Origin of the sequence: Coleofasciculus sp. E1-EBD-02 (assembly GCF_040218245.1) — a bacterium.
GTDB lineage: Bacteria > Cyanobacteriota > Cyanobacteriia > Cyanobacteriales > Coleofasciculaceae > Coleofasciculus.
On the sequence record NZ_JAVJQN010000095.1, the window covers coordinates 1 to 15347 of the forward strand.

General features: G+C 45.0%; 8 protein-coding genes. 2 read left to right on the plus strand and 6 right to left on the minus strand.

The annotated features are described in order from the left end of the window. Positions 1–132: 132 nt before the first annotated feature. Both modA and modD read right to left on the minus strand, forming a co-directional pair. On the minus strand, positions 133–936 hold the full coding sequence (modA, locus tag RIC07_RS15690) for a molybdate ABC transporter substrate-binding protein (protein ID WP_446395347.1): 804 nt from the start codon (positions 934–936) through the stop codon (positions 133–135). A 228-nt stretch (positions 937–1164) separates the two neighbouring features. After that, positions 1165–2031: a ModD protein gene (gene modD, locus RIC07_RS15695; RefSeq protein WP_446395348.1), complete on the minus strand. Its 867-nt coding sequence runs from the start codon at positions 2029–2031 to the stop codon at positions 1165–1167. A 179-nt stretch (positions 2032–2210) separates the two neighbouring features. Here modD and RIC07_RS15700 point away from each other — a divergent pair, with 179 nt between their 5' ends. Both RIC07_RS15700 and RIC07_RS15705 read left to right on the plus strand, forming a co-directional pair. After that, positions 2211–2420 (plus strand): TOBE domain-containing protein, encoded by a 210-nt coding sequence (locus tag RIC07_RS15700; protein ID WP_446379845.1) that lies wholly within the window; start codon positions 2211–2213, stop codon positions 2418–2420. 422 nt (positions 2421–2842) lie between these two features. Further along, complete coding sequence (locus RIC07_RS15705; RefSeq protein WP_446395349.1) at positions 2843–9577, plus strand: DUF4347 domain-containing protein; 6735 nt, start codon at positions 2843–2845, stop codon at positions 9575–9577. Between the two features lie 89 nt (positions 9578–9666). Here RIC07_RS15705 and RIC07_RS15710 read toward each other — a convergent pair whose 3' ends face one another. The 4 genes from RIC07_RS15710 to nifE form a co-directional block, all read right to left on the minus strand. Continuing rightward, on the minus strand, positions 9667–10089 hold the full coding sequence (locus RIC07_RS15710; protein WP_446395350.1) for a hypothetical protein: 423 nt from the start codon (positions 10087–10089) through the stop codon (positions 9667–9669). Between the two features lie 458 nt (positions 10090–10547). Beyond that, positions 10548–11831, minus strand: a complete 1284-nt coding sequence (gene nifB / locus RIC07_RS15715) for a nitrogenase cofactor biosynthesis protein NifB (protein WP_446395351.1) — start codon at positions 11829–11831, stop codon at positions 10548–10550. Between the two features lie 128 nt (positions 11832–11959). Then, positions 11960–13360: a nitrogenase component 1 gene (locus RIC07_RS15720; protein ID WP_446395352.1), complete on the minus strand. Its 1401-nt coding sequence runs from the start codon at positions 13358–13360 to the stop codon at positions 11960–11962. Positions 13361–13661: 301 nt separating this feature from the next. After that, positions 13662–15029 carry a nitrogenase iron-molybdenum cofactor biosynthesis protein NifE gene (gene nifE / locus RIC07_RS15725; RefSeq protein ID WP_446395353.1) on the minus strand — a complete coding sequence of 456 codons (1368 nt, stop codon included), beginning with the start codon at positions 15027–15029 and terminating at the stop codon, positions 13662–13664. Positions 15030–15347 lie beyond the last annotated feature (318 nt).

Below are 15347 nucleotides of genomic sequence, written 5' to 3' on the forward strand. Positions count from 1 at the left end.
TGGAAATAAACTCAACCATGTTAAGTTATGTTAACAAGCCTCAAACCCTTACAAATGACGAATGACGAATGACGAATGACGATCCCCACCGTTAACTTTAATTGTCCCCACCTACTTACTCAGTTGAAACTGTTAATTGCTAGCTAAGTTGAAACCATACGCTTTAAACACAGTTTTAGCAGGTTCAGTAGAGAGAAACTGCACAAATGCTTTTGCTGAATCCGGATGTTTACTCTCTTTTAATACCGCAACTGGATAAATAATTGGTGCGTGAGACGTTTCTGATGCCGTGGCGACAACTTTGACATTATCTGATACGTTAGCATCCGTGGCGTAGACTAAACCTGCCTCAACATTTCCGGTTTCTACATAAGAGAGGACTTGGCGCACATCTTTAGCGAAAACTAATTTAGATTGGATGGGTTTATATAAATTCAGTGAAGTTAGGGCTTCTTTCCCATATTGTCCAGCGGGTACACTGTCCGGGTCGCCAATTGCAATTTTGCTCACTTTATCAATCGTTAATTCTTTGAAATTAGAAAGATTGGTTTTATCCTTTGGTGTAACCAGAACAATTGAGTTTTTCAATAAGTCTTTGCGCGTATCAGTTAGCAGTAAGTCTTTCTCTTGCAAAGCGTTCATCTGTTTTGGTGCGGCGGACAGAAAGACATCCACAGGCGCTCCCTGTTCAATTTGCTGTTGCAGAGAACCGGAAGACCCAAAGTTATAGGTAATGATAACATTAGCTTGTTCTTGAGTATACAATGGCGCGATCGCTTTCATGGCATCCTGGAGACTAGCTGCCGCTGATACCGTAATTTCTACCGATTCGGGTGACGTGGCGGAAGGGTTCGGAGGTGTTCCTTGAGAACAACCCACGACGATTAAAAAAGCCGCCACCATCCATGCCATTGAGAAAACACGTCGTTTTTTCATTTCCCTGTTGCCTTAGCTAATGACTGACAGAAGGTGTTGATAGGATCATCGTACTAATCTGAACCATGACTTACCAACTTAGTTGGTATATTACGCCAATGCCTAGAAAAAGGAAAAGAAGCCTATGCTGTAATTCAGTCTACGAATGTCATAATTGCTAAATATTGATTGGAGAAACGTAGCATGGCACGTCTGGGAGGGTTTTGTAGAAACGTTATCATCAATAAATCAAAGCAAGTCCCTAAACCCGCCCCTACAAACCATTTCTACCTGGATATCAGCAGGCTTGGCATAATAGGGAGCGGTTAACACTAACCCATCTACGCCAGTTGCTGCATAATTGGCAATATTAGCGTCATTAATCCCGCCAGCCGCCAGAGTAATCAGCGTTGGATTCATGGACTTGAGTTGGGGAATTGCCTCGGCTAATGTCTCGGCGTTCATTTTATCAAATTGAATCCCATCAATGCCTGAAGCGGCTAGGTTCAAGGCGGTAGCCATATCTTTAACTTCAACAATGACTTTCTTTTCCTTAACCTGACGCTTAATTACGGGGAGTTGCTGAATGAGGGAGTCAATTCCGCCCAGAAAGTTGAGATGCTGTTGGAAGATTAAAACGGTTTCTGAGACTCCCAGTCGATGAGGATATGCCCCACCTGCTAAGATGGCTTTTACGGCGATAGGTTTGGTTCCTGGGATGACTTTGCGAGTGGTATAGAGCATTACATTTTGATTCGCCGCTTGTGCTATCTGCACTAGATTGTAGGTTTTGGTGGCGACTCCACAGGCATATTCCAGTAAATTCTGGGCAGGTTTCCAGGCGAGATGCAAGGCGGCGGCGTTTCCGGTAGCACTGAGAAAGGTAACACCTGCATCCAAGAGTTGACCCGTTGCCAAGATTGTTGTCACGTCTGCCCCAGTTTGGCGTAAGATACTGGCGGCGTCTTCGGTGCAAGCTAGAACGGTTTTGGCGCGAGTGGTAAAGCGGATTGTCCCCATGCGATCGCCAATCCCTAACACCTGGGTGGTTAAATCAAAATAGGGAACGTCTTCTTGGATTAACTGTTCGATAAACTGCTGTGAGATAAAAACCATTACCTATGCCGCATTTTTGCATTCGGACTTCTGACTAGGCTATATCAGTTCTACGAGGGTAAAAGTGAGTAAAATAATACAATTCGCTGTTTTTCTCAAATTACTCAGCAAAATCAGAAAATTCAGTGATTTTTGGTATTATTAGCTGGTGAACCAATGACTAAAGCAGGGATTAAACTATGGAAATTAGCGCTCGCAATACCTTTAAAGGAACAGTAAAAAAGGTTGTACCTGGCTCTGTGAACAGTGAGGTGACAATAGAAGTTGCTCCTGGGGTGGAAATGACGGCAATTATCACCAAGTCTTCTGCGGAACGACTCGGACTTGCCGAGGGTAAGGAAGCGTATGCTGTTGTTAAAGCGACAGATGTCATGGTGGCAACAGATTAAAGGGTGCGTGCTTAAACATTGGGTTGTGCCAAATCCTCAGTTTTCACCAGTCAACAGCAGCCCGGAATCGTAGGGGCGCACAGACGTGCGCCCTGACTACAGACGTGCCCCCTGACTTAATTAGGATAGAACTGTCTCATCTAACAAAAATTGTCAGCAAAGCGGGAATCCTGATAAAAATGTTTTCAAAACTACATATTATCGGGGGATAGTGTTATAAGTTTTTAACGTAATCTTCATAAAAAAGAAATATTGAAGTTAGATTGCAAAAATAAACGATTTATTGCTTATTTTTAAGAACAACAAAGAATATTATTGTTTTGTCTCAATGTAGCCACAAAATTCAGATTAATCAGTAAAGATACCTAGTATAAGCAGTGTCACTGTAGTTTTAGTCTATTGAATTTGGTGCAACAAAGGCGATGCTATCTCACAATCGGGGCATCCTAGTTTTCATTGACCCGACTATTGATAACTATTCTACATTAGTTAAAGGCATTATTCCAGAAGCTGAAGGAATTGTCCTTGACCCAAGGGTAGATGGGGTCAAACAAATTACCCAAGTTTTAGCTGGATGCCGAAACATTCAAGCGATTCATATTGTTTCTCACGGCTCACCAGGATGTTTATATCTAGGTAATAGTCAGCTCAACATCTCGACACTTCAAGATTACGCTAGGGACTTACAACGCTGGTCTGAGGCGCTAACGGCTGATGCAGATATCCTAATTTATGGTTGTAATGTGGCAGCAGAGTTACCCACATTGTTACCTCAAGGCATCTCTTTTATCGATTGGTTGAGTCAGTTAACCGGTGCAAAGATAGCGGCTTCTGCCAATCTCACAGGTAGTGCGGCTTTAGGTGGTGACTGGGATTTGCAACTTAGAACGGGTGAGATTAAGGCATCGTCGGCATTTCCGGCAGATGTGATGGCGGCGTATGATGCGGTTTTGGCAAGTAGCAGCATTAATCCTGATGACGATTTAGAACAGACGGTCAATTTAGTGACCCGACCGGAAGCAATTATTGCCGCACAAAGTAGTAGTTTCCAGTCATTTTTAAACTTAGCCGATCTGAATGGTTCTAATGGTTTTGTTATCGAAGACATTCCCGGATCGGATCGCCGTTTCAGCCCTGCTGGGGATATCAATAATGATGGGATTGATGATCTGATTATTAGTGTACCTGAGAATCCTAGGGGTAGTTATGTTGTGTTTGGCGGTTCTCAGGTGGGTGCCACTGGAATCGTGGAATTATCTGACATCAATGGCAGCAATGGCTTCAGAATTTACGGCGGAAATGATTTCGTTCGTGATGCTGGGGACGTTAATGGTGATGGGATGGATGACCTGATGATTGGGGACGCTGGGGCGGGTCCTAGCGGACTTGGAGCGATTTCTGTCGTATTTGGCAGTTCCCAAGTCGGCGCAACGGGGGCGCTGAATCCATCTGACTTAGACGGCAGCAATGGTTTCAGAATTTACGGTGTTACCGACCTAGGAACGGGGGCTATCTTTGGCGATGTGGGAGATATCAATAATGATGGGATTAATGATCTGATTATCCTCAAGGGGTCTAATGGCGGTGCAAATTCAGCTGTTGTCGTGTTTGGGGATGCCCAAGTCGGCGCAACAGGCACAGTAGACCCATTGGCACTTGATGGTAGTAATGGCTTTATTCTGGAAAGTAATAGCCTGAGGCTTAGTCCTTCAGAAAACGCTTTCAGTAGTGGAGACCTCAACGGGGATGGGATTGATGACCTGATTATTGGGGCATCTATGGCTGACCCCAACGGCAAGAATGAAGCGGGTGAAACCTATGTTATCTTTGGCTTTGGTACTTCCCCTGTCTCCGCCAATGTCACGTTAGAACGCTCGCATCTCAATGGCAATAATGGCTTTGTGATTAATGGCATTAATGCAGGAGATCAATCCGGTTTCTCCGTGAGTTATTTAGGGGATATCAATAACGATAGCGTGGGTGACTTGCTGATTGGAACTGGTGATGCTGGCGAAAGCTATGTTCTGTTTGGAGGTTCCCAAGTCGGAGCAACGGGTACGCGGGAACTATCTGACCTGAATGGCAGCAATGGTTTTGTGATTAACGGCGTTGATGTCGAGGATCAATCGGGTTTCTCGGTCAGTAGTATCGGAGATATGAATCATGATGGCATTAATGACCTCCTGATAGGAGCGCCCTATGCTGATGCCAATGGTAAGAGTGATGCCGGAGTCAGTTATGTGGTGTTTGGCAGTTCCCAAATCGGATCAACGGGAACGCTGGAGTTATCTGAACTTAACGGTAGTAATGGTTTTGCCATTAACGGCATTCATACAGATGATGAATCAGGTTTTGCGGTCAGTAATGCTGGGGACATCAACGGTGATGGAGTTGATGATTTAATGATCGCAGATGAGCGGGGTGATTCTGTTGACAAGTTTCGAGATCAGGATGACTACCTGTATCTTGTTTTTGGTAATGCTCCGCCTGAACTTGACCTAAATGGTAGCGATTCTGGGATTAATTATACGGCTACGTTTACGGCAACACCTACCCGAATTACGGAGAGTGGCTTCACGCTGACTGACCTTAACAGCACAACTGTTGCTAATACCACAGTACAAATTACCAATCTATTAGATGGAGCAAACGAAGTTCTCAAAGCGAATACCATTGGTACAGATATCACGGCTCACTATAATGCCAATACGGGGATGTTGAGCCTTGCTGGTGTAGATACGATTGCCAATTATCAGCAAGTTTTGGGAACGGTTACTTATAAAAATACTGCCACGACACCTGACACGAGCGATCGCACGATTGAATTTGTGGTTAATGATGGGGGAACTCACAGTAATATTAGTTCCCTCGCCACAACTACTGTCTCATTTAACAGCGCTCCAAATTTTACCAGTACGGAAATTACTGGAGTTGATGAAGATAATTCCTATCTCTATAACATCACCACCAGTGATGCTGATAGTGGAGATACGTTGACGATTAACGCGACGGCGTTACCGGGATGGCTGAATTTCACAGATAATGGTGATGGTACAGCGACGCTAACTGGAACTCCTACCAATGATCAAGTGGGTAACCATAATGTGGAATTAGTGGTAACTGATAGCGCTGGAGCGACGGATACTCAAATCTTTGATATTACGGTTGCCAATACCAATGATGCGCCGACACTCACCACTGCAATTCCTGACCAAAATACCACGACTGGGAGTTCGGTGAGTTGGGATATTAGTAGCAATTTCATTGATATTGATGTTGGGGATACTCTGACTTACGCCGCCACGAATTTACCTACGGGGTTGAGTCTGGATACGGGTACGGGGATAATTAGCGGTACGGTGGCTGATAGTGCGATCGCGACTCACGGTGTTACGGTTACAGCATCGGATGGCAATGGCGGTAGTGTTAGTGACACATTTGATGTCACAGTCGGCAATAGTTTGCACTCATTCTTTAATCTAGCCGACATTGATGGCACCAATGGTTTTGTGATCAATGGATCTGATGATGCTTACAGGTTAGGTGTTTCAGTCAGTGATGCTGGAGATATTAACAACGATGGCATTGATGATCTAATGACTAGGGCTCATTTAGTTGACTCCGAGGGTTATATAGTGGCTGGAGAAACCTATGTGGTGTTTGGTGGCTCACAGGTGGGAGCGGGTGGCACACTACAACTATCTGACCTTAATGGTAGTAATGGTTTTATCATTAACGGCATTGATGCTAATGATTTGTGCAACAACCCTGTCAGTGGTGCTGGAGATATCAACAATGATGGTATTGATGACTTAATTATCGGAGTAAAAACAGCTAACCCCAATGGCACAAGTCAGGCTGGAAAAAGTTATGTGGTGTTTGGTAGCTCACAAGTGGGAGCAGGTGGCACACTAGAACTATCTAACCTTGATGGCAGCAATGGCTTTGTACTTAACGGCGTTGATGAAGATGATTACTCAGGTCACTCACTTAGCGGGGCTGGGGACATTAATGGCGATGGCATCGATGACCTGATCATTGGAGCCAATAGAGCTGACCCCGATGGCAAGAACGCTGCAGGAGAAAGTTATGTAGTGTTCGGCGGTTCTCAGGTGGGGGCAGGTGGCGCGTTGGAGCTATCATCCCTCAATGGTACTAATGGCTTTGCCATTAAAGGTATAGATACAAATGATGAATCAGGTTACTCAGTCAGTGGTGCTGGAGATATCAACGAGGATGGCATTGATGACCTGATTATTGGAGCGCTTTGGGCTAAGTCCAATGGCAAGGATTTCTCCGGACAAAGCTATATAGTGTTTGGTGGTGTCCAGGTGGGAGCAGGAGGTACGCTAGAACTATCTAATCTTAATGGTAACAATGGTTTTGTTATCAATAGTATTGATAGAGGTAATATCTTAGGCGAGTCAGTTAGCAATGCAGGTGACATAAATAATGATGGCATCGATGATTTAATTATTGGAGCTCCTGGAGCCAGACCTAACAGCAATAATTTTGCAGGAGAAAGCTATGTAGTGTTTGGTGGTTCACAGGTGGGAGCAAGTGGCATCCTAGAGCTATCTTCTCTCAATGGTAACAATGGCTTCATTATCAAGGGTATTGATGAGAATGATTACTCAGGTGTTCCAGTTAGCCATGTCGGGGACATCAACCATGATGGCATTGATGACTTGATTATCGGAGCGAATAGAGCTGATCCCAACAGCAAAGAATATGCAGGAGAAAGCTATGTAGTGTTTGGTGGCTCCAACGTAGGCACAAGTGGCATTCTTGAGCTATCAGCTCTTAATGGTAGCAATGGCTTTGTCATTAACGGTATCGACACGGAAAATTACTCAGGCTACTCAGTTAGTGGTGCAGGAGATATCAACCATGATGGTGTCGATGACTTGATTATCGGAGCGCCTGGAGCTGAGCCTAATGGCAGGCAATATGCCGGACAAAGCTATGTTGTCTTTGGCAATGCTTCACCCCAACTTGACCTCAATGGTAGCGCTGCTGGAATTAATCATACTACCACGTTTACCGCAACGCCTATCCCCATTGTGGAGAGTGGGTTCACGCTTACTGACTTTAACAGCACAACTGTCGCTAATACTACAGTACAAATTACCAATCTCTTGGATGGTGCAGATGAAGTTCTCACGGCTAATACAAGTGGAACGAATATCACGGCTCAATATAATGCCAACACTGGAATGTTGAGTCTGGCTGGTGTAGACACGGTTGCCAATTATCAGCAGGTTCTGGGAACGGTTACTTATACCAATACTGCCACTGCACCTGACACGAGCGATCGCACGATTGAATTTGTGGTGAATGATGGGGCAACTCACAGTAATCTTAGCACCCTGGCAACCACCACCGTCTCATTTAACAGCGCCCCGATCGCGAATGATGATACAGTGACGACTGATGAGGATACGGCTGTCACTATTACTGTTCTCGATAACGACAGCGACCCAGACAATAATACCCTGAACCTCAGTAGTATTGATACGACCAACACTCAAGGAATCGTCACGCTCAATCCCGACAATACCCTCACCTACAATCCAGATACAGCATTCCAGTCTCTCGGACAAGGTGAAACCACGACGGATAGCCTAACCTATACTCTCAGCGATGGGAATGGTGGTACAGCGACGGCTACGGTTACCGTCACAGTTACAGGGATTAACGATACACCTACTCTCACCCCGGTCAACAAAACAGGTGACGAAGATACCGTTATCTCATTCAGCGCCAATGACTTTACCACTGCTTTTAATGACCCAGAAGGTACAAGTCTCAATCAAATTAGCGTAATTTCTCTACCCAATCAAGGCGTCTTAAATCTCAATGGAAATACAGTGCAAGCGGGTGATGAAATTACAGTGGCTGACCTAGATAATCTTACCTTTACCCCGGATGCTGATTTCAACGGTAATACCAGTTTTGTTTGGAATGCGTCAGATGGTATAAACTTTGCGGCTGGGACAACTGTAAATATGACCATTAACGCGGTTAATGACAACCCAGTTGCCATAGACGATAGTGCCACAACAACTCAAGATACAGCGATTACTATCAATGTTCTGGCGAATGATAGTGACCCCGTAGAAGCTGACCCGTTACACATTGATGCGTTTGATTCAACTTCAGCCTCTGGCGGCACAATTATCCTAAATGACAATAGCACACCCAATGATTTAACTGACGATCAACTGCTGTATACTCCGGCTACTGGCTACATTGGTGCTGATAGCTTTAGTTACACGATTTCTGATAGCAATGGTGGCACAGCAACAGCAACCGTGGATGTCACCGTCAATCCTGCCAATAGTTTGACGTTAATCGGGACTCCCCAAGATGATACCTTAACTGCTGACAGTGGCGATGACTTCTTGTTTGGCTTAGGTGGTAATGATGTCCTCCAAGCCAAAGCGGGTGATGATTTTGGAGATGGCGGCGCTGGAGATGATGTTCTCTCCGGAGATGCGGGTCAAGATAACCTATTTGGCAACCTGGGAAATGACCTCCTCGACGGGGGTGAGGGTGAAGATGCCCTCGATGGCGGCGATGGGGATGATATGCTCTTTGGCGGTCAAGAAAATGATTTGCTATTGGGTCAACTGGGTAATGATTTCCTCGACGGTGGTGATGGCAATGATTACCTCGATAGTGGTGAGGGAAACGACCAAGTTTTTGGCGGCAATGGCAATGATATGCTCTTGGGGAACCTGGGTGCTGATTTTCTCCGAGGTGGCGCAGGAAATGACCTTCTAGAAGCAGGAGAAGGGAATGATATCCTGTTTGGTGACGCTGACAATGATACCCTCACTGGCGGTGCAGGTGATGACCTAATTCGAGGCGATAATGGGGATGATTTACTTGACGGTGGTGTCGGAAATGACGGCTTATTTGGGGGAAGTGGTGCTGATCAGTTCCTGTTGCGAATGGGTGAAGGCATGGATATGGTCTTTGACTTTAGCGATGGGGAAGATTTATTCCTACTTGCTGATGGTTTAACGTTTGACCAGTTAACTATTACAGCGAGCAGTTTTAGTGCCTTAATTCAGGTTCAATCCAGTGGAGAGTTGTTAGCCACAGTGTTTGGTGTATCAGCTAATTTAATTACTGCGGCTGACTTTACTTGATGAAGTACAGCCTTAAGCAAGATCCCCGACTTCTTGGAGAAGTCGGGGATCTGTCTGTGTACCTCACTTACTTGAAAAGCGCTGTACAACTACTGATACCGCCGTCTTGCTCGCCTTGCCAAGGCTTGCTGCAATTTTTCTTCCAGTTCCTGGATTCTAGTTTCATGACGATTCAGTTCTTGTTGTTGTAGCAGCAGAGACAGTTTCAAATCTTCCCAGCTTTTGGTATACGTTGTCCATTGCTTTTCCAGATACGTAAAGGCTTGGAGAATGTTAACAATTGGTCCGGCTGTCGTCGAATAAACTTGACAAACTTGTCTATCTGAAGTGACCTCAATTAAGACCAGCATACCTTTATTAATATGCTTGACTTGGGTGGCGAGAATTACTTCATTTTGAACCGTGCGCCAAATTTGTCGGCTTCTTTCTTGGCAATAGGCTTGCAGTTTAAGTACCGTTGCTCGACTGCCAATCCAGGAATGATGCTTTTGGACTTCTGCTAAATACAGCATAATTTGATACCTTTAATGGGGTTAGAAAAACTATTGCGGAGATGCGTCATCTATGGCATTTCATGATCAGATCAAGGTAATTACTGTTATTGTCTATCCTTAAAAATAGGAATCTAGTATTCCAAGCTACAAATAATTGCTTAATCGCTCTTTGTTATTTTTATTTAAGATTAAAAAAATTATAATTAACTGTAGGGTGGGTTAGGCGGTAACTCCATGAAGAGGAATAACTATTTAATCAGATATCCGCCGTAACCCACCAATAATAAGGGGAAAAAGGACATAGCCAGTAGGGTGGGTTAGGCGGTAACTCCATGAAGAGGAATAACTATTTAATCAGATATCCGCCGTAACCCACCAATAATCAGAAAAACGGTGCGTTACGCTACGCTAACGCACCCTACGGGTTATGGGTCAAGAATGCGAGTTGATGGCGCTAAAGCGCAACTACAAACGGTTTAACCACAACCTAAACCACTCCCGGTACATTCGCCAACTTTACCCGCCGCAACTTGCCGTTTGCCTTTCAGCTTTGACAAATCACTTCCTTCATAAACGGCTTGCAATCCCGTCTCAATAAAACCGTTCATTTCCACCGGAAGCACACCACATTTGGTCAAAATTTCTTTGGGGTTATCGCCAATACTACTGGCTAAAATCGCCCGACAATCTTTCAGCATATTCGCGACTTTTTGCCACCGTTCAAAACCACTTCCCTTTTCCGGGGCGAGGCGTTCTTCTACTAAGGTAAAGCCTTGATCGGTTTTCTGCCAAATCTGAAACTGATCCGCTTGACCTAAATGCTGATTCACCAGAATTCCTTCAACGCTGGCTACAGCAACATAAGGGCGTTCTTTTTCTTCAATGGGAATTACTTTCTTGGAACAAGCAATCAAACACCCGTGGAATTCCTCGGACTGATCTGCCCCTAAAAGTCCCACAGCATCTGCCCGACAGCGTGTGCAATGGCGCATTTGCGGTAAATATTCCTCGCATTCTTTGCGGATTTTTGCCATCGTAATCCCATCGGGTTCTGTTAATCCCTCAAATGGCGTTTCGGCGGTGGGATACATTGCCATAGCATTAAATAAATCTGCCCCAAGTTTTGCCATAGTTTTGGCAACTTCAACCACATGATGGTCATTAATTCCGGGCATAACGATGCAGTTAATTTTAACCGTAATCCCGGCGGCTTTCAGTCCTTTTACGGCTTCTAATTGGCGTTCTAAGAGTAACTTCGCGCCTTTTAATCCCTGATACACTGACTTTTCATGGCGTACCCATCGGTAAACTTTGCGCGTAATTTCTGGGTCGATCGCGTTGATGGTAACGGTAACGTGACTGACGCCAATTTCGGCAATTTCGTCGATATATTCGGGTTTGAGATTTAACCCATTGGTCGCCAAGCAGAGGATTAAGTCGGGAAACTTTTCCCGCAGCAGCCGCATTGTACCTAAGGTTTCCTCTGGATTGGCAAAGGGATCACCGGGACCCGCAATTCCAGCAACACTGATTCTTGGTTCTTTTTCTAATACCTTTTCCATGTAAACAGCGGCTTGGGCGGGAGAAAGAATAGTGCTGGTTACACCAGGTCTACTTTCGTTAACGCAATCATATTTGCGATTGCAATAATTACATTGGATATTGCACTTGGGTGCTACAGGTAAATGGACTCGTCCGAACTGTCCTTTTACTTTGACATTAAAACAAGGGTGATTTTCTAAATTAATTGTAGCTGTCATGGTTTTCTCTCCTGAAGTGATGAGTTGAATTTAAGGAAATACTCTCTAAACTAAGTTAGTGGCGGATGGTTAAAGCGTGACTCGTCAACAAATGACAAATGACAAATGACAAATGACGAATGACAAAATCAAAGATAGCCATACCCCACAGGTGAATCGGTTTGCTTCTTCTCGATAATGGCATTCACAATCCGATCTAACAGGTTCTGAGTGCCGCGATACCCCAGATGTAGCATCCGCTGTCCGCCAAAGCGATCGTGAATGGGGAAGCCGACGCGGATTAGGGGAATTTGATGTTTTTTAGTCAGGGAATATCCTTTGCTGGTTCCAATCAACATATCCGGTTCTAGACTTTCGATTTCTTCAGAAATTTCATAGAAATCAAATCCTTCTTTAACGATTGGCGGTTCGGTGACAATATCCGAAGTAACCGCATTAATCGCCTCCTGAAACTGTCCACTATTTCCTCCTGATGCACATAAGACTATCTTCATGCCGATTTCGGCTAAAAATGCCGTTAATCCGACACACAAATCTTCTTCCCCATAAACCACTACCCGCTTACCAAACAGATATTTATGGGAATCAACATAGGCATCCACTAACCGCCCTCGTTCCAGTTGATGTTTTCTTGGTGTCGCACAACCAGAAACCTCTTCTAGGGCTTCAAAGAAGCGATCGCACTCTCGCAACCCAATCGGCATACCCAAGGCGTACAGGGGAACACCGTTGCGTTCAGCTAGTAGTTGACCCCCAGAATTCCCCGTGCGTTGCAACACTTGACCGAACTCAATCGTGGCGCTAGAACCTCCCATACTTTGAATCGCCGCGATTGGCGTTCCCCCTTCTGGAATCTTTTCATAGTCCATTTGCGCGGGGGCGTCTAAGGTTTCGGAGATATCCGGTAGGATCGTTCCTGGACAATTAAAATCGTCAAGAACTTCTTTTAGATAACGGATATCGGCTGGAGAAACTAATCCAGGTAAAAGATTGACCTGATTTGCCCCCCCTTCCAAAGGGGGGGTTGGGGGGGATTCAATTGCTAACTGATCAATCACTGCCCGCACTGTGGCATGGAAACCTTCCATGTGCGTCCCACTATAACTGGGGGTGGAGACATTTAACAAGGTTGGCAATTCCTTGTCGCCAAATTCTTCCTTAAACTCTCTCAACAACCCACTAACATTATCACCAATGGTTTCAGTTAAGCAAGTGGTGGCAATTCCTACAACTTTTGCGCCATATTTATCCATGACATTGAGGATACCTTTTTTCAGGTTAGGTCCTCCGCCATAAACGGCATGTTTTTCACTCAAGGAAGAGGAAGCGATGTCAATGGGTTCGCGAAAGTGACTAATAATATAACGCCTCATGTAGGTGGCGCAGCCTTGTGATCCATGCAGAAAGGGCACGGTTCCCTCAATTCCACGAAAGGCAATACAAGCGCCCAGAGGTTTACACAGTTTACAGGCGTTGGTTGTGGAAACGTAGGCTTCAGTTTTTTGCTTAATTTTGAGTTTCTTAGACATGGTTTTATCGGTGGCAGCGAATTGGGTAATGGTTTATCATTTCAATTCTGGAATAATGGTGCGTTATGCTACCTTTCGGAAACGCGGCGTGAACGCTAACCCTATAACTTAAGTTTGAGGAATAATGGTGCGTTACGCTTCGCTAACACACCCTACAGCTATAGCGCTACGCGCTCGGCAATGGGCAATAGGCAACACCTCGGCTTCGCTCGGCGTGTCATAGGCAATAGTGAATACAAAAGCTTACCTTAAGGCACTAAAGTGCCTACTACGAACAACCCGTTTTAACGGGTTTAAGCTTTTAGCTTGAACTTGAGTTCAAGGCTTGATTTTTACGCGGCACGAATCTCCAGACGGGAGACATAACGGTGCTATGGACTTCTTTGGCAAAATTCACCATTCCCAGAAACCCTTCTAACGCTTCCTTGCGTTCATGATTGTGGTCGCAAAATCCGAGTCCTAATTTATAGGCAATCGGTCGTTCTTTCACGCCACCAACAAAGATATCAACATCTTTTTCTTTTAAAAATGCTGATAGTTCTAATGGGTTAGAATCATCCACAATAATTGTGCCTTCATCGGTGACTTCGTGGAGTTCTCGGTAATCTTCACTGGTTCCGGTTTGCGAACCTACCATCACCACATCCATGCCGATAAGTCGGAAGGCTTTCACTAAGGAAAAGGCTTTGAACGCACCGCCAACATAAATCGCCGCTTTTTTACCTTGCAAGTCTTTGCGGTACTCTTGCAGTTTAGTATATAACAATGTTAATTCTTCCCGCACTAAGTCTTGAGCGCGTTTGAGAATGTCTGGGTCATCCTCGAAGAATCGGGCAACTTTATACAAGGCTTCCGCCATGTCTTCGACACCAAAGTAGGACACTCGTAGAAACGGAGTTCCATACTTTTCTTTCATCATCTTGGCTAAATCCATTGTCGCCCCAGAACACTGAACCACGTTTAATGCAGCGCCGTGCGATCGCGCGATATCTCCGACTCTACCATCCCCTGTGATATTGGCAACAACCTGGACACCCATGCGTTCAAAGTATTCACGGATAATCCAAATTTCTCCAGCTAAATTAAAATCACCCAGAATATTAATACTGCGGGGAGAAATTCCGGTAGTGTCTCCTGTCCCCACTAAGCGGAACATGGCAGTACAAGCGGCATTATAGCCCGCCCGTTTGTTCCCTTTAAATCCTTCTGATTTAACCGGAATGACAGGAATATTTTTTTCTTGGCTAACTCGCCGACATATCGCTTCTAAATCATCGCCAATAATACCAACAATACAAGTTGAATAAACAAACGCCGCATTGGGGTGATGGCGGTCAATCAGTTCCGTTAACGCCTGATAGAGTTTCTTCTCACCACCAAAGATAACATCCCGTTCTTGTAAGTCCGTGGAAAAACTCAACCGATGCAATTCTGGACCCGATGAAAGCGCCCCGCGAATATCCCACGTATACGCCGCGCAGCCTATTGGTCCATGGACTAAATGAACCGCGTCAGCGATGGGGTATAAAACAACGCGAGAACCACAAAATACGCAAGCACGTTGGCTAACTGCACCAGCAAGGCTGTCTTTGTTACATTCCAGGTCAAATGGTTGGTTTCCCTTGCGGTGAATTTGCTTTTCACGTTCTTGGAAAATAACAGGTTCCATATCATCAGGCTCACAAACGTTGTACAAAAATGCTTTTAGAAAAAGTGAAAAAGGTGAGGTAAGCCCCGACACCCGCCAAGAACTCAAGTTCTTGGCTTATAGCTCAAGTCGTCTAAAGACGACTGGAATTCTGGTCAACATGTCACATTGGGTCTGGGCGATCCGCTTACATCAAGTAACAACTGTATCCATTCAATTGACTCGTGTCGCCCTTGACTAATCCTTTCTTTAACATGTTCTAGAATTCTGAGTGAGTCGTCTTTAGACGACTTTCGCTTTTGGTTCCTTGGGTTTGAACCCAAGGCGGTTTAAGGCTGG

Bases quoted from the DNA above. Each gene is read 5' to 3' on its own strand.
- modD (WP_446395348.1), bottom strand. From the start codon at position 2,031: ATGGTTTTTATCTCACAGCAGTTTATCGAACAGTTAATCCAAGAAGAC.
- RIC07_RS15705 (WP_446395349.1), top strand. From the start codon at position 2,843: ATGCTATCTCACAATCGGGGCATCCTAGTTTTCATTGACCCGACTATT.
- RIC07_RS15720 (WP_446395352.1), bottom strand. From the start codon at position 13,360: ATGTCTAAGAAACTCAAAATTAAGCAAAAAACTGAAGCCTACGTTTCC.
- RIC07_RS15710 (WP_446395350.1), bottom strand. From the start codon at position 10,089: ATGCTGTATTTAGCAGAAGTCCAAAAGCATCATTCCTGGATTGGCAGT.
- modA (WP_446395347.1), bottom strand. From the start codon at position 936: ATGAAAAAACGACGTGTTTTCTCAATGGCATGGATGGTGGCGGCTTTT.
- RIC07_RS15700 (WP_446379845.1), top strand. From the start codon at position 2,211: ATGGAAATTAGCGCTCGCAATACCTTTAAAGGAACAGTAAAAAAGGTT.
- nifE (WP_446395353.1), bottom strand. From the start codon at position 15,029: ATGGAACCTGTTATTTTCCAAGAACGTGAAAAGCAAATTCACCGCAAG.
- nifB (WP_446395351.1), bottom strand. From the start codon at position 11,831: ATGACAGCTACAATTAATTTAGAAAATCACCCTTGTTTTAATGTCAAA.